Origin of the sequence: Nocardia sp. GCM10030253 (assembly GCF_042675075.1) — a bacterium.
Lineage (GTDB): Bacteria > Actinomycetota > Actinomycetes > Mycobacteriales > Mycobacteriaceae > Nocardia.
The window spans coordinates 749,125-766,034 of record NZ_JBHTDL010000005.1; the positions used below are offsets into that span (position 1 = coordinate 749,125).

Below are 16,910 nucleotides of genomic sequence, written 5' to 3' on the forward strand. Positions count from 1 at the left end.
TTCTCGAGCGGCGTGACGGCGCCGGCGTTCGCCGGGTGGCGACCGGCGGGTCGAACTACCTGGCGGACGCAGAGTCGAACCGGCCGATCACGCGCTGGGCCGATCACGGGGCGGGTGGACGCGACCTGCGCACATGGCCGAATATGGGGTGATGTCGCTCAGCACGCACGAGGCCGATCTGTTCGAGAGCTCCAGGGGCCGCTTGGAGGCGATCGCCTACCGACTGCTGGGGTCGGCCGGTGATGCCGAGGACGCGGTGCAGGATGCGTTTCTGCGCTGGCATGCGGCGGACCGGGAACTGATCGAGACGCCCGAGGCGTGGCTGACGAAGGTGCTCACCAATCTCTGCCTCAATCAGCTCACCTCGGCGCGGGCCAGGCGGGAAACCTATGTGGGGCAGTGGCTCCCGGAGCCGGTCCTGGCCGGAGATCGGATGCTCGGTCCGGCCGACACCGTCGAGCAGCGCGAGTCGGTCTCCATTGCGATGCTCACCCTCATGGAGCGGCTGTCACCCAACGAGCGCGTGGTGTACGTACTGCGCGAGGCGTTCGGGTACCCGCACCGCGAGATCGCGGAGATCCTCGATCTCACCGAGTCGAACTGCCAGCAGATCTACCGGCGCGCCAAGCAGCATGTCACCACCGAGCGGTCCCGCACCGAGGTCGATGCGGTCGCCGCGGGGAAGATCGTCGAGGAATTTCTCGCCGCGGCCCTCAGCGGCGACACCGAGCCACTGATCCGGCTGCTCACCGACGACGCGGTCAGCGTCGCCGACGGCGGTGGCCGGATTCCGGCCCGCAAGACCCCGATTATCGGTTCGTTCGATATCGCGCGGTACGTGCGTCACCTGTTCCATCCGACCGCTGCCAAACGAGCCTTTGTCGGGGACGATGCTGTCTTCTATGCCGTCGTCGTCAACGAAGCTCCCGCAGTGCTGGTAGAGGTCGGCGAGCGGGTTTATGGCGTCCTCGCCCTCGACATGACCCCCGATGGCGTCACGGCGATCCATATCCAGGTCAACCCCGACAAACTGGAACGCATTACGCGCCAATGGGCGGCCGCGGGACCCCATCAGCCGCTCGGGGGGAAGTGGTGACCCACATCACAAGTCTTGCCTGTCAGGGATTGCGTGGCTGTCCGGTTCAGGAGGTGAGTGCAACCAGATAGGAGCTCACCATGAAGCATCGCATTGTCGTCCTCGGAGCCGGGTACGCAGGAGCCATCGCCGCCGGTCGCCTCGCAAAGCGGCTGCACCGCGACGACATCGAGATCACCCTGGTCAATGCCGATCCCGAGTTCGTCGAACGGGTGCGTATGCATCAACTCGCGAGCGGGCAGGAGCTGCCGCACCGTTCGCTGCGCGCGGTCTATGCGGGTACCGGGGTGCAGGTCCGGCCGGCGCGGGTCGCCGCGGTCGATGTGGACGGCAAGTCCGTCGATCTCACCGGCGAGCACGGCGCCGAGACCATCGGCTACGACACCCTCGTGTACGCCCTGGGGAGCACCGTCGCCGACTACGGCGTCCCCGGTGTCGCCGAGAACGCCTACAACGTCGCGGGGAAGCAGGCTGCGCTGCGGCTGCGGGCCCGCCTGAACGAGTTGACAACGGGTGCGACCGTGCTGGTCGTGGGCGGCGGCTTGACCGGCATCGAAGCGGCCACCGAGATCGCCGAGGCCCGCCCGGACATCGAGGTCGCGATCGCGGCCCGCGGCGGCGTCGGCGACTGGCTCAGCGACAAGGCCCAGCGCCACCTGCGCGGTGCCTTCGACCGGCTCGGCATCGCGGTCCACGAGCATGCCGACATCACGCGCGTCGAGGCGAACGGTGTGGTCACCGGTGCGGGCGGGGAGATCCCGGCCCAGATGACCGTGTGGACAGCGGGTTTCACCGTGCACCCGATCGCGGCCGCCACCACTCTGGAGGTGTCCGATACCGGGCGGATCGTCGTCGACGGCACCCTGCGCTCGGTCTCGCACCCCGATGTGTACGCCGTCGGCGACGCCGCGTTCGCTGCGGGAGTGGGCGGAAAACCACTGCGGATGGGCTGTGCCACAGCAACTCCGATGGCGTGGCTGGCCGCCGACGCCCTCGCCGCGCGCTTGACCGGTCGCAAGGTTCCCGAGACCCCGATCGGCTATGCCTCCCAATGCATCAGCCTCGGACGCCGCGATGCCATCCTCCAGAAGGTGACCCCCGACGATCAGCCCACGTCTACCGTCATCACGGGCCGGACCGCCGCCCGCATCAAGGAGCTCATCTGCGCGAGCGCGGCGTGGAGCGTCTCCCACCCCACCCTGCTGGTGCCGAGCCGCCGCCACCGCCTCGCGGCAACCAGCGAAGTGGAGACCCACCTCGTCACCCCGTGACGCGGCGGCTGCGTTCGGACGCAGTGGCGAAGTGGAGGCCGAAGCCAGATCGGTCAGCTTGCCGCGAGGAGCCTGCGGGCAATGGTGCGCGCGCGGTCGGCGGCAGCGGGGCTTGCTTCGCGTACCGAAGTGACGATCGCGCCGTCGACTAGCAGGGCGAATTCGGCGGCGAGTTCCCGGGCGTCGGATCGGCCTGCCGCAGTGAGGAGTTCGGTCAGGTAGTCGATGACACGGCGCTTGTGCCGGTCTGCCGCCTGGTGGGCGGCGGAGGTGGGATCAGCGACCTCGACCATGGTGTTGATGAAGGCGCAGCCGCGGAAGTCCTTGCGGGCGAAGCGTTCCGAGAGAGCGTCGAATACGGCGAGCGGTCGATCGGCGGGATCGGCCGCCTTCGCTTCGACCGACTCCTTCAACCATTCCAGCCAGCGGCGGTCGCGACCCTCGAGCACCTCGACAACCAGATCGTCCTTGCTGGTGAAGTGGCGGTAGAAGGAGGCGCGGCCGACGCCGGACTCCTGGAGCAGGCGGTCGACGCCGACCGCTCGGATGCCTTCGGCATAGAACAGCGCCTCCGCGGTGGTGAGCAAACGCTGCTTGGCCTGTGTTGCCATGACGCCACCGTACCAGGACGGAACCAATCAGTACCATCTTGCTTGACCAACTCGGCACCGATCAGTACCGTTTCATTTCGGAACCGATCGGTACCATCATATTTCGAGCATGGAGTACACATGTCGCGGCTACCTCTCGTATCAACCGAAACCGCCGACGCGGAACAGGCGGATCTCCTCACCGAAGTCCAACGACAATTGGGTCGGGTTCCGAATCTCTATGCCGCCATGGCGAACAGCCCCGCGACACTGCGCGGCTACCTCACCCTGCGCGACGCACTGACCCACGGAAAGCTCTCCACCCGCGTCCGCGAGCAACTGGCACTGCTGGTGGCGAGCGAAAACGGTTGTGACTACTGCGTGGCCGCGCACACGATGCGGGCCGGGCGGATGGGGTTCACCGATGAGGCGATAGCAGCCACCCGCTCAGCCGATGATGAAGACCCGCACGCGGATTCGGTGTTGCGTTTCGCCAAGGAAGTGCTCCGATCTCGGGGCCGCGTCGACGACAGCTTGATCGCCTCGGCCCGGCAGCGCGGGGTGAGCGACGCCGAGCTGAGCGAGATCGTCGGCCATGTGTCACTGAACATCCTGTCCAACTACTTCAACCACGTCGCACAGCCCGAACTGGACTTTCCGCCGGCCACGCCCACCTCCCCGAAAGGCATTGCAATGACCACAAATTGGCGTTCGGCAAGCACGGTCGCGCTCGTCGACGGCTACTCACTGCTCGACAACGAAGGGCAGCCCGTCCGCGCCGTCGATGACGCTCAGGTGTTGATCGAGGGCGGTTTCCTGCATGTCAAGGTCTCCGCATCCGCCGACGTGCAGATCGTGTCGGCACCCGCGGTCGCCGCGGTCACCTATCGACCCGAATCCTGAACGCCGCCTGCTCGATTCACCCCACCCGATTCGATTCCGGTCAAGGCCGCGAATCGTGGACGCTGCGACACACTGAACTCCTGGCTGTCGATCACAGCGGAGCCCGGTCCCGACGACTATCGACGTCGAGACCGGGCTCACCGCGTTTCCGCATGCCACCACAGGCTCAGATCCAGGTCGGCCCGATCGAGCGCGGCCGCACCGCACGGGCGTGATGTCGCCATACCCCCTCCCGCGTCGGCGGCGAGTTGATCCACACCCAAATCCGAACTCGCCGCATGACGTCTGCCGTGACAACTCCTCCACCGGTCGCTCGAATTCGGTGCGGTACCGATCTTGACAGATCAATACCCTAGGGGGGTATGGTACCGACCATCATCGTTCAGCCGCATCAGGAAGGGCGGAATCGAAATGACTACGCAAGCACGACAGACCACGCGAAAGTGGTTGGCATTGGCGGTGATTGCCGCCGCGCAATTCATGGTCATCATGGACACCTCGATCATCGGCATCGCATTGCCGAAGATGCAGGCGGAACTGGGCTTCTCCCAGGAGAATCTGACCTGGGTGTTCAACGCCTATGTGGTCGCCTTCGGCGGACTGCTACTGCTCGGCGGCCGATTGTCCGACTTACTCGGCGCGCGCCGGGTATTCGCCGCGGGCTGGGTGGTGCTGCTTGCCGGATCGGCAATCGCAGGCGCGGCGGGCAATGTCGGCGTCGAGCTCGCGGGCCGCGCCATCCAGGGTGGCGGGGCCGCTCTCATCGCACCGTCGGCGCTGACGCTGCTGATGATGCTGTTCGGTTCCGCACCACAAGAATTGACGAAGGCGCTGGCCGTATACGGCGCCGCCGCACCCGCGGGCGGTACCGCGGGCGTCTTCCTCGGTGGCGTTATCACCGAATACATGAGCTGGCCTTGGGTTTTCTACATCAACATTCCGATCGCCGCGCTCGCGCTGATCGCCGTCCCCGCACTGATGCCGAGTGCACCGGCCCGCTCCGGCTCGGTCGACCTACTCGGCGCCGCCACCGTCACCGCGGGACTCGCGGCCGCCGTGTATGGCATCGTCCGCGCACCCGAGGTCGGCTGGGCGTCCGGACAGACCTGGGCGGTCCTCGCTGCCGCGGGCGCACTGCTCGCCGGATTCGTCTACCTCCAGTCCCGCCGCAGCGAACCGCTGATGCGGCTGAGCATCTTCCGCGCACCGAACCTCGCCGCGGCCAATATCGCCCAGCTCTTGCTCGGCGCGGCCTGGGTCCCGATGTGGTTCTTCCTCAACCTCTACCTGCAGCAGGTACTCGGTTACAGCGCGTTCCCGTCGGGCGCGGCGCTGCTGCCGATGACGACGCTGATCATGCTCGGCATGGTCGTCATCGCACCGAGGGCGATGCAGCGCTTCGGTGCCGGGCCGATGATCGTGACCGGCCTTCTGGTGCTCGGTATCGGGCTGGGGATCATGTCACTGGTGCGGCCGACCGGCAACTTCTGGATCGATGTGTTGCCTGCCTCACTGGTGGCCGCGGGCGGCATGTCGCTGGCCTTCATACCCTCACTGGGTACGGCTATCTCCGCGGCACGACCGGAAGAGGGCGGGCTGGCGTCGGGCATCGTCAACGTGAGCTATCAGGTCGGCTCGGCTGTCGGACTGGCCGCGATGACCGCGGTCGCCACCGCTTTCGGTGCCGACGAGATCGGCGACCCGCCCGCGTTGACCAGTGGTTTCTCCGCGGCATTCCTGGGTGCGGGTGTCATCGCGCTTGCCGGGGCAGGCATCGCCGCGGTGACCATGCGCACTCGAGCGAGGGAATCCGTTCCCGAGACTGTTTTGACAAAATACCCTAGGGGGGTATGGTAATACTCATCCGGCGGCTCGCCGCCATCGAAGAAGGAGATCTCATGAGCACCGCAGCCACCACCGCCACTGTCACCGTCACCGGAATGACCTGCGGCTGCTGCGTCAACTCGGTCAGCAAAGAGGTCGGCAAGATCGCCGGTGTCACCGCTGTCGAGGTCGATCTCGCCAGCGGCAAGGTCACCGTGGGCAGCGCGACCCCGGTCGACCTCGGCGCGATCGCCGCGGCCGTCGACAAGGCCGGCTACCAGGTCGCCACCGACTAACCCGACAAACCTTTCGGAAACGGAGCATCCCGATGAACGCCTCGAGCAAGTTCGCCGGCTTCGCCCTAGGTCTCGCGGCGGTCTTCGGGATCGCTGTTGCCACCGGCGCCGCGATCGGACCCGACCCCGCCGACCCCGCCGGCCCGGCCGCGCACGATTCGTCAACCCACGAGGGAAGGCCCGCCACCAGTGGCGGGCCGAGCCCCGACGAATACCCTGCCGGACTTATGGCCACCGAAAACGGCTACACCCTGCGGCTGGACACCGCGCAGACCACCGCGGCAGCGAATGTTCCACTGCGATTCCGCATCCTGGATCAGGCCGGGACACCGGTCACCCGCTACGCGCGCAGCCACGACAAGGATCTGCATCTGATCGTGGTTCGCCGTGACATGGTCGGCTTCCAGCACGTGCATCCGACCCTCGATCAGGCCGGAACGTGGAGCGTCCCAATGGATCTCACCCGAGCCGGTGACTACCGGGTGTTCGCCGATTTCACGCCGGAAGGCGGCGAGAACCTCACCCTCGGCGCCGACCTGCGGGTCGCGGGCAACTACGACGCGCGACCGTTGCCCGCGCCGGCGACTACCAGCACGGTCGGCGGTTACACCGTCACCATGAACGGCGCGGTTACCCCGGGACAAACCTCCACTATCACCCTGTCGGTGAGCCGCGACGGCAAGCCGGTCACCGACCTACAGCCCTACCTGGCCGCCTACGGTCACCTCGTCGCACTGCGCGCCGCCGACCTCGGCTACCTGCACGTCCATCCCGAAGGCCACCCCGGCGACGGCATCACACCGGCAGGCCCCGGCATCACCTTTGCCGTGACCGCCCCCAGCGCGGGCGACTACCGACTGTTCCTCGACTTCCAGCATGAGGGAGTCGTGCGCACCGCCGAGTTCACCTTGACTGTCGCCCCGGGAACCACGGCGAACACGCCCGCCGACAACGGTCACGGCACGACCCTCGAACCGGGCAACGACAGCCACGGCCACTGATCAGCGACGCCAGCGAACGGAGCACGACATGACTACCACGACACAGCCGCAAGCCAACCGGCCGACAGAAGTACGGCCGCGGGACGAATCGACTCCCGCCTCCCCGCCCCAAGCCACGCCAGATACTTCGGCATCGGAGCAGACCAGCCAGCACACCCGCAGCTGTCACTGACCGCCGAAGAGCCCACTCCCCGATCCAGCAGCCAGCAGCGACCCTATCCATTCCCGTGCCGCACAGAACGGAGCACACCATGACCACAACGACGCAACCACCGACCACCGGTCAGGTCGAACTTGTGATCGGTGGCATGACGTGCGCGTCCTGCGCCAATCGCATCGAGAAGAAGCTGAACAAGCTCGCGGGTGTCACCGCGACCGTGAACTACGCGACCGAGAAGGCTCGGGTCGAGGTCACCGGCGACATCGCGCCGGAGGAGTTGATCGCCACCGTCGAGCAGGCTGGTTACACCGCCGCACTGCCCGCGCCGAAGACCGAGAAGCCTACGGAAACCACTGCGGGCGAACCAGATCCGACCGCGCTACTGCGGACACGCCTGCTGGTCTCGCTGGTGCTGACCGTGCCGGTGATCGCCATGGCGATGGTGCCGGCACTGCAGTTCACCAACTGGCAGTGGCTGTCGCTGACGCTGGCCGCGCCGGTCGTGGTGTGGGGTGCGCTGCCGTTCCACAAGGCGGCGTGGACAAACCTCCGCCACGGGACGGCAACCATGGACACCCTGGTGTCGATGGGAACCATCGCCGCGCTCGGCTGGTCGCTGTACGCATTGTTCTGGGGCACCGCCGGGATGCCCGGCATGAAGCATCCGTTCGAGTTCACCATCTCGCGGATGGACGGCAGCGGCAGTATCTACCTGGAGGCCGCGGCGGGCGTCACCACCTTCATCTTGGCCGGACGCTTCTTCGAGGCCAGGTCCAAGCGGCGGGCAGGTGCGGCGCTGCGGGCATTGCTGGAGCTCGGCGCCAAGGAGGTTTCGGTGCTGCGCCGTGCGAGCGACGCGCCCGGAGGAGGCAGCGTGCGTAACCACGCAGGGCCCCGGGAGCACGGCGATGGATACAGCGGTACCGAGCAGCGAATCCCCGTCGACCAGTTGGCTGTCGGCGACCACTTCGTCGTACGCCCGGGCGAAAAGATCGCCACCGATGGCGTGGTGGTGGAGGGTTCATCCGCCGTCGACGCCTCGATGCTCACCGGTGAATCGGTGCCGGTCGAAATCGGTCCCGATGATGCGGTTGTCGGCGCGACGGTGAACGTCGGCGGGCGGATCGTGGTGCGCGCCGATCGAGTTGGTTCCGATACTCAGCTGGCTCAGATGGCGAAGCTGGTCGAGGACGCGCAGACCGGTAAGGCGCAGGCACAGCGACTGGCGGACAAGATCTCCGGGATCTTCGTGCCCATCGTCATCGCGCTGTCGGTCGCGACGCTCGGGTTCTGGCTCGGCACCGGCGGTTCCATCGCGGCGGCCTTCACCGCCGCGGTCGCGGTGCTGATCATCGCCTGCCCGTGCGCCCTCGGGCTGGCCACACCGACCGCGCTGATGGTCGGCACGGGTCGCGGCGCGCAACTGGGCATCCTGATCAAGGGTCCCGAGGTGCTCGAATCGACCCGGCGGGTGGACACCGTGGTACTCGACAAGACCGGCACCGTCACCACCGGCAAGATGACGCTGCTGGATGTCGTTGCCGCGAACGGCGAGGACACCGACGAAATCCTGGCTCTTGCCGGGGCGCTGGAGGATTCGTCGGAGCACCCGATCGCACAGGCGATCGCCAAGGGCGCCCGCGATAAGGTCGGTGAACTGCAATCGGTCGAGGGCTTCGCGAATATCGAAGGCCTCGGCGTGCAAGGCGTGGTGGACGGCCACGCGGTGATCGTCGGGCGCGCCCGACTGCTCGCCGACTGGTCACAGCACCTCGACGCAGACCTCGAGCAGAGCATGCACAATGCCGAGGCCCAGGGAAAAACCGCAGTCGCGGTCGGCTGGGACGGCAAGGCACGCGGCGTGCTCGTGGTGGCCGACGCTGTGAAACCGACCTCCGCCGAAGCGATCTCGCAACTGCGTGCGCTCGGCCTGACACCGATCATGCTGACCGGCGACAATGCCGCCGCGGCCCGCACGATCGCCGACCAGGTCGGCATCGACGAGGTGATCGCGGAGGTACTGCCGAAGGACAAGGTCGACGTCGTCAAGCGACTGCAAGCCGAAGGCAAGGTCGTCGCGATGGTCGGCGACGGCGTCAACGATGCCGCCGCGCTGGCGCAGGCCGATCTCGGACTGGCCATGGGCACCGGCACCGATGTCGCCATCGAAGCAAGCGACCTGACCTTGGTGCGCGGCGACCTGCGCGCTGCCGCCGACGCAATCCGCCTGTCCCGCAAGACCCTCGGCACCATCAAGGGCAACTTGTTCTGGGCCTTCGCCTACAACGTCGCGGCGATCCCGCTCGCCATGGCCGGCCTGCTGAACCCCATGCTCGCCGGCGCGGCCATGGCGTTCTCCTCGGTCTTCGTGGTCAGCAACAGCCTGCGCCTGCGCCGCTTCCGCTCGAACGCGCGGTAATCGGCAGGTGCAAAACCGAGTCGAAGGGGCAGCACACATGGTGCTGCCCCTTCGGCATTCGATCACCCCGGGTTTGTATTCGCCACCTTCGGCGGACGCTGATCGTCACGGCCGAGTCGGGCCGGACCCAGGCAGGTCGATCGCCTTGGCACCTGGCCCGCCGGAACCACACCATCCCGGCGGGGTCGAGAACGAGCCAGCGCCCGTCCTGCTCTGGGTGGAATCTGGACTGAGCAAGTGGTGGCATACGTCCCGAACCAAAATAGTTGGATGCCACTGACCTGGGGATTTATGAGAGCGGATGACGGGATTTGAACCCGCGACCCTCACCTTGGCAAGGTGATGCGCTACCACTGCGCTACATCCGCGTGCATTGTCTGCGCGATCCGAATCCGGCCGCGCATGTCGTGCGACGTTGAACTGTAGTAGGTGCAGCCCGGAATTCGGAAATCCGGAGGCGACGGGTGCTCGGACGATAGTCGTCGGATCCCGGAAAACGACACCACGCGGCCAGCACCGCTCTACCGGCGCGAGCGATGCTGGGCGGGTGCGACCAACGATCTGCTAGGAAGCGGATCCGTGGAAGACGGTGTTGCCGACCGAACTCGATTGTCGGCGAAAGCTACTGCCCGCACCTGAACTCGGGCGTGGCCCAGCCCGCCGAGCCTGGCCGCGGTCACCAGTGGTGCAGGCTGGCGACTAGTGAGATCCCTGGGCGGTCGCGTTCGCCACCGCACTGAACGCTGCGGCGTTGTCGGCGGCCCATTCGGCGTACGTGCGCGGGGCTCGGCCGAGTACCTGCTGGACGTCGTCGGTGATGACCGCGTTGCCGCCTGCGCGGACGTAGGCCTGACCGGCGAGGGCGCCGTCGACGAATCCCGCGGACATGCCTGCGGCAAGCATGTGTTCGCGGGCGGTGTCTTCGGGGACGTCGATCGACTCCACGGGGTGGCCGAGGACGGCGGCCAGTGCGGCGGCCTGGTCCGGGCCGGTGAGTAGTTCAGGGCCGGTGAGCGTGTAGATGCGACCCGCGTGACCGGAAGCGACCAGCGCTTCGACGGCCACCGCGGCCACGTCGCGCGGGTCGACGATGCCTTGGCTGCCCGAACCGGTCAGGTTGGGTACGGGCTGGCCGGACCGGATCGCGTCAGTCCAGCTCAGGGTGTTCGAGGCAAAAGAGCTCGGGCGCAGGATCGTCCACTCGAGGCCGCTTTCGCGCGCGGCGTTCTCACCGGGGAGGTGCCAGGTGCCGACCCGTCCGAGTTCGGGCTCGCCGGTGCCGATGGCGGACAGCTTTACGATTCGGCGGACGCCGGCAGCCCTGGCGGTGGCCACCAACGCTCGGTCGGTGTCGGCGTCGTCCGGGCCGAGTACGCCGACGATGAAGGCCGCGTCCGCGCCGGACATTGCCGCGGCCATCGATGCGATGTCGGTGTAGTCGCCGCACACCACCTCGACAGCGGCCGGCAGCTGCGCACGCTGCGGGTCTCGCGTCACCGCGCGGACCTGTTCACCACGTGCTGCCAGTTGACGGACGATTTCGCTGCCGATGGTGCCGGTAGCACCGGTAATAAGGATCATGGTGGCCAGCCTGCCGCCGCGGACCTGCGGTCTATAGGAAATTTCGGCACACCTGTGCGGCCTCGAACTGCCTACAGTGGGTCGGGTGACCACCACGCAGCATCGGGCGCACACGTTGACCGCCGACCTCATCGAGACCACGGTGACAGCGCCAGAATCCTTGCGGCCATGGATCACCGAGATGGGCCACATCCCGACGGTCGACAAGTTCTCGATGCCTTTCACTCATATCCCGCATACCGCGACGACCATCGTGCTGCGCACCGAGGCGGCGGACCATCGCGACGTCATGGTCGTCGGTCCGCAGACCAAAGCGACCTACTACATGGCCGACAAGCCGAAAGGATGCGTGCGCCTTCGTCTCCAACCGGGCGCCACCCGGCAGTTGCTCGGCGTGCCCGCCACCGACCTCGCGGACAGGGTTTTCCGGCTCGCCGACTTTCCCGGCATCGCGGCCGATCTTGCGGACGAGCTGTCGCGCCTCGCACCCGACGAGGTGCTGCCCTTCCTGGAAGATGTCCTCCCGCAGCGCATCTCCGAAGACCCGACCCAGCGCGCCCACCGGACCCTGCTCCGCACCGCCGTAGCCGCCTTGTCCGCCGCACCGACCCCGGTCCACGAACTGGCAGCCGACCTGGCCGTGAGTGAACGCCAACTCCGCAACCTCTTCACCGCAGGCGTCGGCATCTCCCCCAAGCACTACGCCCGCATCGGCCGAGTCCGCCACATCCTCGCCCACGCCGGCAACACCCCATGGGCCCAACTGGCTACCACCACCGGCTACTACGACCAATCCCACATGACCGCCGACTTCCGCGCCCTGATGGGCGTCCCCCCAACCTCCTTCCTGCGCGGCAACCTCCCCGCCCCCACCCCTTGCCGAGCCCCCCACCGCCCCTGAACGGGATACCAGCGAGAGCACCCGCTCGACCTTCGTCGCGGACATCCAGTTCGGCGGCCTCCAGTACGAGCACGTCGACACCGTGCGCTCGCAATTCTCTGGCCGCGGTCAGTCCCGCGAAACCCGCGCCGATCACGGCGACTGTTGTGTGCTCCATGTCGATCTCCGTCCGACAAGCTGACGCCATGCCACGCCAGGTCGATCACGCCGCCCGCCTCGCCGCCATCGGTGACGCGGTGCTGGCCATCGCTGCCGAACAAGGCTTCGGCGCCGTGACGATCCGCGCGGTCGCCGAGCACATCGGGACATCCACCACCGCGGCAACCCACTATGTGAACAACCGGGATGACCTGCTGCGCACCGCGATCGGCCGCGAGATAGCGGACCGGCGAGCCCAGGCCGAGGACGCCGTCGGCACGGCGCACGGCGCGGCGGGGCTGCGCGCGCTCATCGAATGGGCAGTGCTCGAACCCAGCGCACACGCCCATCGCGTCTGGCTGGCGTTGGTCGTCGGCGCACATGCCGAGCCGGTCCTGCGCACCGAGCTCGACAGCTTCAACGCGTGGTGGGACCAGCGAGTGCACACCCTGCTCACCGAATCGGGGGCCGCCGGCTCGGCCGCGGTGATCGACCTACTCGATGCTGTCGCCGACGGTTTGGTGGTAACCGCATTCGACGAAGGTCACCCCTGGCCACCCGCCCGCCGCAAACGCGTCCTCACCCTCCTCTGGCAGACCCTCGGCCTTTGACTCTTCGTCGTTCAGTGGTGAGCTAGGAATTTTTCGCCGCTCGGCGGGCCGCCTTCTCCTCGGCTTCCGCGGCGTCCATGGCATCGGCTTCTTCGAGAGTGGGCGCGCTGCCGCCGAGCCGGGCGGGAACCCAGTAGGCGCCCTGTTCGTGCGGGTAGTCGCGCTGCAGATCGAGCAGCATTTCCTGCATAGTGGAGCGGAGCTGGGCGGTGAGTTCGGCCGCGGGCTCGTAGGGCTGGATCGGCGCGCCGACCGCGATGAAGATCGGAGTGTTGGTGCGGCCGAGGCGCTTCGGGAAGCCCTTGGTCCACACCCGCTGGGCACCCCAGATGACGATCGGGATGATCGGGACATCCGACTCGATCGCCATGCGCGCCGCACCGGACTTGAAGTCCTTGATCTCGAAGCTACGACTGATGGTCGCCTCGGGATACACGCCGACCAGCTCGCCTTTGCGCAGGTACTCGACCGCGGCCTGGTAGGAGTCGGCGCCTGCCGATCGATCCACCGGAATGTGCTTGAGCGCCCGCATGACCGGTCCGGAGATGCTGTTGTCGAACACCTCTTTTTTGGCCATGAAGCGGATGTAACGCTTGGGGGTGCGCACCGGCAGACCGGCGTAGGTGAAGTCCATGTATCCGGTGTGGTTGACCGCGATCACAGCGCCACCCCGCGCAGGGATATTCTCCTCACCCTTGACGGTGAATTTCAGACCTTCGACGAAGAAGACGGTACGGGCCAGGCCGACGATCGTCCGGTAGACGGGTTCCACAATTCCGCTAGCGTAGTCGCAGACTGTCCCATCCGGCAGAGCGCCGCCGCGCGCGCCATCCACGCGAGCGCGAACCGGAACCAGGGATCGCACGATAGGCCCGACAGCAAGACCTACGAAAGAGGACCTTCGAAGTGGAACGCGCCCGACCGATAACGCGTGAACGCGACCGGAAAGACCCGCGTAATCGCAACCGGACAGCGCAACTCGATCCCGACCGGTCACCGCGAACGACGCCGCCCGGCAGGGACCATCGGACACCGTCGCGCATCGGCCGGACCGTGATCGGCGGACTCGCGATCACCGGAGCCTTCCTGCTCGCGGGCTGCGACTCGGCCGTCGGCATTCCCAACGACGAACCCACCCGTGCCACAGCGCAGACCACGACACCGCCCGCAGCAACCCCGAGCACACCGAGCACCTCGGCACTCCCGCCGATTCCCGCGAACGCACCGCAGGTCACAGCGGTGCCCGGCCTCCCGGCCGCCGCACCCGCCGTGCAGCGCTGGGCGGTCGACCTGCAAACCGACACGATCACCGAGCTGCAGGCCAAGTGCTGGACCATGGCTCCAGGGAATGTGGCCGAGATGTACGACAACTCGCAGGCCATTCTCAACGCCCTCACCCAGCCGGGCGTCGCGACCGAGGACACGGTCACCTGGAAGTCCCGAACCACCACGGTCACCATCGACCGCGCCGCCGTCGACACCGGCTACGCCTGCCCGCGCGTGGTTCCGGCAGGCGGCGAGAGCGGCCTGAACGATGCCGACGCCAGGCACACCGTGCGCCGCTATCTGGCCCGATCTGTCGGCACCCCGCTCGACCCCGCCGACAAGGAGGGCGCCCACCCTCTTGTCTGCAAGGCGAACCCACCGACCTGGGACCCCACCGGCACCGGCAAACCGGTCGCCGCACCCCTGGCGAACAACACCGGCAAGCTGACCGGCGCGACGAAGTTCGCCGACCAGGAGATCCGATCGGAGCGACTGCGCGCGGACTACATCGCGGTCCAGGTGCCCGTCACCAACTCCTCCGGTCTCACCCAGACGCGGACCTTCACCCTGACCGAGGGCTCCGAGGGCTACTGCATCGGCGACGTTTCACCATAGCCACTACCCTGGATGGCTGGTAACGGCTAGGAGGAACAGCTCGTGCAGATCACCAGCGTCGGACACGCCGGATTCCATATTCGCACCGCGGCCGGGTCGATCCTTTGCGATCCCTGGGTCAACCCCGCCTACTTCGGTTCGTGGTTCCCGTTCCCCGACAACACCCAGCTGGACTGGGACGAGCTGGGCAATTGCGACTTCCTGTACGTCTCGCACCTACACCGCGACCACTTCGACGCGGCGCACCTGAAGAAGCACGTCAACAAGGACGCGACGGTGCTGCTGCCGGATTACCCGGTGCCGGATCTGAGGCGTGAACTGGAGCGGCTCGGCTTCACCAAGTTCTTCGAGACCGAGGATTCGGTCAAGCACACGATCACCGGTCCCGGCGGCGACCTGGACATCATGATCATCGCGTTGCGCGCGCCCGCCGACGGCCCGATCGGCGATTCCGGGCTGGTTGTCTCTGATCGCGAGACCACCTGTTTCAACATGAACGACGCCCGCCCGGTCGACATGGACGGGCTGCACGACGCGTTCGGGCAGATCGACATTCACCTGCTGCAGTACTCGGGCGCGATCTGGTACCCGATGGTCTACGACATCCCGAGCCGCACCAAGTCGAACTTCGGCAAGCAGAAGCGGCAGCGCGGCATGGACCGGTGCCGCAGCTACATCGAGCAAGTCGGCGCCACCTGGGTGGTGCCGTCGGCGGGTCCGCCGGTGTTCCTCGACGATGAACTGCGCTACCTCAACGACGACCGCGGCGACGAGGGCAATATCTTTCCGGACCAGATGGTGTTCCTGGAACAGATGCGTATCCACGACAACAAGGGCGGGGTGCTGATGATCCCCGGCTCGGTCGCCGATGTGCGCGGTTCCGAACTGGAGTTGACCCATCCGTTCGAGCCGGGCCTGATCTACGACAACAAGGCCGAATACATCGAACGGATGGCGCAGCGTCTCGCGCCGGTGCTGGCAGCGGAGAAGGCGGGTTGGGCGCCCGCGACCGGGGAGCCACTACTGGAGCCGTTGAAGGCCCTTTTCGAGCCGATCATGGCGCAGAGCGACCTGATCTGCGACGGCATCGGCTATCCCGTCGGCCTTGTCATCGCCGACGAGACCGTGGTGCTGGACTTCCCGAAACGGGTAGTGCGCGGTCCGATCGTCGGAGAAGGCAAGTACCGCTACGGATTCCGCATCGCCCCCGAGTTGGTGCGCACGGTGTTGCGCGAAAACGAGCCGGACTGGGTGAACACCATATTCCTGTCCACCCGATTCCAGGCATGGCGTATCGGTGGCTACAACGAATTCCTCTACACATTCTTCAAATGCCTTACCGACGAGCGCATCGCCTACGCCGACGGCTGGTTCGCCGAGGCGCACGACGATTCCGCCTCCACCGAACTCGACGGCTGGGAAGTGCAGCGCCGCTGCCCGCACCTCAAGGCGGATCTGTCGAAATTCGGCGTGGTCGAGGGCAAAGCGCTCACCTGTAATTTGCACGGATGGCAGTGGGACCTGGAATCCGGTCGCTGCAAAACCTCCAAGGGGCACGAACTTCGTTCCCGCAAGCTGGTCTGAGCCGGTTGCGATAACTCGTTCGAGCGCCTATTTCGCCGTACGGAACATCGATCGAGGCGCCTGAACCGCGTGCGCAGCCTCGCCGCGCACGCGGATGACCAGCGATAGGAAACGGACGGTTCCGGCCGGGCACTCGACAGCACCCGCCAGCGATGAAGTTCTTCGAAAAGTCTTGTTCAGGCGGAGATCTCGCGGGTGAGCCTCGAGGACCATGGACACCAGAAGCAACCCGGCAAGAAGGCACCGCAGGCCTCGTCGATATGGTCCTCGAGGTAGCTGATGCTCGAGTCGCAGACCTCGATGGCCATCGTGAAAAAGGTGATCGTGTCCGGGTCGAGGTGGAAGGTCCAGCCCGGGTTGTAGTCCGCTGGCTGCTTCCTGATTCGGCCCATCACATGGATCGACATCGTTTCCTCGCCCGACAGAATTCGGCGAGCCTCGGATATCCGTTGCTCATTCTTGAGCCGGATGACAAATTCCTTGCCGGAATAATCTGTGAATGCAAAGTCCGCCATCATGATCTCCCCTCGAGCGAGTAGGGCCAATCGACTTCGATTGGAGGAACCTAGCTCTTCGATGGTATCGACTCGACTACCGCGCGCGATGGAATTTGCTCATGAAATTTGTTGGTACACAAAGGGAATTAGAGGTCCG

The 16,910-nt window shown here is 66.5% G+C and carries 15 protein-coding genes, 1 tRNA gene and 1 pseudogene; 11 read left to right on the forward strand and 6 right to left on the reverse strand.

Annotation, left to right across the window (positions count from 1 at the left end; translation table 11 throughout):
* Positions 1-151: 151 nt before the first annotated feature.
* Positions 152-1,096: an RNA polymerase sigma factor SigJ gene (gene sigJ / locus ACFQZZ_RS11790; protein WP_378678027.1), complete on the forward strand. Its 945-nt coding sequence runs from the start codon at positions 152-154 to the stop codon at positions 1,094-1,096.
* An 80-nt stretch (positions 1,097-1,176) separates the two neighbouring features.
* Complete coding sequence (locus tag ACFQZZ_RS11795; RefSeq protein ID WP_378678030.1) at positions 1,177-2,367, forward strand: NAD(P)/FAD-dependent oxidoreductase; 1,191 nt, start codon at positions 1,177-1,179, stop codon at positions 2,365-2,367.
* Between the two features lie 53 nt (positions 2,368-2,420).
* On the opposite strand, the gene ACFQZZ_RS11800 is transcribed toward ACFQZZ_RS11795, so the two are convergent.
* The gene (locus ACFQZZ_RS11800; RefSeq protein WP_378678033.1) at positions 2,421-2,978 is read right to left on the reverse strand and encodes a TetR/AcrR family transcriptional regulator; all 558 of its coding nucleotides are present in this window, start codon (positions 2,976-2,978) and stop codon (positions 2,421-2,423) included.
* A gap of 120 nt (positions 2,979-3,098) precedes the next feature.
* On the opposite strand from ACFQZZ_RS11800, the gene ACFQZZ_RS11805 reads away from it, so the two are divergent.
* The 5 genes from ACFQZZ_RS11805 (at position 3,099) to ACFQZZ_RS11825 (ending at position 9,560) form a co-directional block, all read left to right on the forward strand.
* Entirely contained in the window at positions 3,099-3,860 is a 762-nt protein-coding gene (locus ACFQZZ_RS11805; RefSeq protein ID WP_378678036.1) for a carboxymuconolactone decarboxylase family protein, read from the forward strand.
* A gap of 411 nt (positions 3,861-4,271) precedes the next feature.
* A complete protein-coding gene (locus ACFQZZ_RS11810; protein WP_378678039.1) occupies positions 4,272-5,717 on the forward strand; it encodes an MFS transporter in 1,446 nt (481 codons plus the stop codon).
* A 41-nt stretch (positions 5,718-5,758) separates the two neighbouring features.
* Positions 5,759-5,980 (forward strand): heavy-metal-associated domain-containing protein, encoded by a 222-nt coding sequence (locus tag ACFQZZ_RS11815; protein ID WP_378678042.1) that lies wholly within the window; start codon positions 5,759-5,761, stop codon positions 5,978-5,980.
* Between the two features lie 32 nt (positions 5,981-6,012).
* Positions 6,013-6,981 (forward strand): hypothetical protein, encoded by a 969-nt coding sequence (locus tag ACFQZZ_RS11820; RefSeq protein ID WP_378678045.1) that lies wholly within the window; start codon positions 6,013-6,015, stop codon positions 6,979-6,981.
* A 251-nt stretch (positions 6,982-7,232) separates the two neighbouring features.
* Entirely contained in the window at positions 7,233-9,560 is a 2,328-nt protein-coding gene (locus tag ACFQZZ_RS11825) for a heavy metal translocating P-type ATPase (RefSeq protein ID WP_378678048.1), read from the forward strand.
* 296 nt (positions 9,561-9,856) lie between these two features.
* On the opposite strand, the gene ACFQZZ_RS11830 is transcribed toward ACFQZZ_RS11825, so the two are convergent.
* Together ACFQZZ_RS11830 and ACFQZZ_RS11835 are read right to left on the reverse strand one after the other, a co-directional pair.
* Positions 9,857-9,928: transfer RNA gene (locus ACFQZZ_RS11830), tRNA-Gly, on the reverse strand.
* A gap of 331 nt (positions 9,929-10,259) precedes the next feature.
* Positions 10,260-11,141 carry an NAD(P)H-binding protein gene (locus ACFQZZ_RS11835; RefSeq protein ID WP_378678051.1) on the reverse strand — a complete coding sequence of 294 codons (882 nt, stop codon included), beginning with the start codon at positions 11,139-11,141 and terminating at the stop codon, positions 10,260-10,262.
* An 85-nt stretch (positions 11,142-11,226) separates the two neighbouring features.
* Here ACFQZZ_RS11835 and ACFQZZ_RS11840 point away from each other — a divergent pair, with 85 nt between their 5' ends.
* On the forward strand, positions 11,227-12,042 hold the full coding sequence (locus tag ACFQZZ_RS11840) for a helix-turn-helix domain-containing protein (protein ID WP_378678053.1): 816 nt from the start codon (positions 11,227-11,229) through the stop codon (positions 12,040-12,042).
* A gap of 28 nt (positions 12,043-12,070) precedes the next feature.
* Here ACFQZZ_RS11840 and ACFQZZ_RS11845 read toward each other — a convergent pair.
* Positions 12,071-12,229 (reverse strand): annotated as a pseudogene (locus ACFQZZ_RS11845) (FAD-dependent oxidoreductase); the annotation flags it as partial.
* Between ACFQZZ_RS11845 and ACFQZZ_RS11850 the strand changes: the two are divergent.
* Complete coding sequence (locus ACFQZZ_RS11850; protein WP_378678056.1) at positions 12,228-12,791, forward strand: TetR/AcrR family transcriptional regulator; 564 nt, start codon at positions 12,228-12,230, stop codon at positions 12,789-12,791. The pseudogene ACFQZZ_RS11845 and the gene ACFQZZ_RS11850 overlap by 2 nt on opposite strands.
* 22 nt (positions 12,792-12,813) lie before the next feature.
* On the opposite strand, the gene ACFQZZ_RS11855 is transcribed toward ACFQZZ_RS11850, so the two are convergent.
* Positions 12,814-13,563 carry a lysophospholipid acyltransferase family protein gene (locus ACFQZZ_RS11855; protein WP_378678058.1) on the reverse strand — a complete coding sequence of 250 codons (750 nt, stop codon included), beginning with the start codon at positions 13,561-13,563 and terminating at the stop codon, positions 12,814-12,816.
* Between the two features lie 134 nt (positions 13,564-13,697).
* Here ACFQZZ_RS11855 and ACFQZZ_RS11860 point away from each other — a divergent pair, with 134 nt between their 5' ends.
* Both ACFQZZ_RS11860 and ACFQZZ_RS11865 read left to right on the forward strand, forming a co-directional pair.
* Entirely contained in the window at positions 13,698-14,672 is a 975-nt protein-coding gene (locus tag ACFQZZ_RS11860; RefSeq protein ID WP_378678061.1) for a hypothetical protein, read from the forward strand.
* A gap of 42 nt (positions 14,673-14,714) precedes the next feature.
* Positions 14,715-16,256, forward strand: coding sequence for a Rieske 2Fe-2S domain-containing protein (locus ACFQZZ_RS11865; protein ID WP_378678064.1), 1,542 nt, complete (start codon positions 14,715-14,717; stop codon positions 16,254-16,256).
* A 176-nt stretch (positions 16,257-16,432) separates the two neighbouring features.
* Here the strand turns inward: ACFQZZ_RS11865 and ACFQZZ_RS11870 are convergent, their stop codons facing one another.
* Positions 16,433-16,774: a calmodulin gene (locus tag ACFQZZ_RS11870; protein WP_378678067.1), complete on the reverse strand. Its 342-nt coding sequence runs from the start codon at positions 16,772-16,774 to the stop codon at positions 16,433-16,435.
* Positions 16,775-16,910: the final 136 nt, after the last annotated feature.

Bases quoted from the DNA above. Each gene is read 5' to 3' on its own strand.
- ACFQZZ_RS11795 (WP_378678030.1), top strand. From the start codon at position 1,177: ATGAAGCATCGCATTGTCGTCCTCGGAGCCGGGTACGCAGGAGCCATC.
- ACFQZZ_RS11805 (WP_378678036.1), top strand. From the start codon at position 3,099: ATGTCGCGGCTACCTCTCGTATCAACCGAAACCGCCGACGCGGAACAG.
- ACFQZZ_RS11825 (WP_378678048.1), top strand. From the start codon at position 7,233: ATGACCACAACGACGCAACCACCGACCACCGGTCAGGTCGAACTTGTG.
- ACFQZZ_RS11835 (WP_378678051.1), bottom strand. From the start codon at position 11,141: ATGATCCTTATTACCGGTGCTACCGGCACCATCGGCAGCGAAATCGTC.
- ACFQZZ_RS11810 (WP_378678039.1), top strand. From the start codon at position 4,272: ATGACTACGCAAGCACGACAGACCACGCGAAAGTGGTTGGCATTGGCG.
- ACFQZZ_RS11870 (WP_378678067.1), bottom strand. From the start codon at position 16,774: ATGATGGCGGACTTTGCATTCACAGATTATTCCGGCAAGGAATTTGTC.
- ACFQZZ_RS11850 (WP_378678056.1), top strand. From the start codon at position 12,228: ATGCCACGCCAGGTCGATCACGCCGCCCGCCTCGCCGCCATCGGTGAC.
- ACFQZZ_RS11815 (WP_378678042.1), top strand. From the start codon at position 5,759: ATGAGCACCGCAGCCACCACCGCCACTGTCACCGTCACCGGAATGACC.
- sigJ (WP_378678027.1), top strand. From the start codon at position 152: ATGTCGCTCAGCACGCACGAGGCCGATCTGTTCGAGAGCTCCAGGGGC.
- ACFQZZ_RS11800 (WP_378678033.1), bottom strand. From the start codon at position 2,978: ATGGCAACACAGGCCAAGCAGCGTTTGCTCACCACCGCGGAGGCGCTG.
- ACFQZZ_RS11820 (WP_378678045.1), top strand. From the start codon at position 6,013: ATGAACGCCTCGAGCAAGTTCGCCGGCTTCGCCCTAGGTCTCGCGGCG.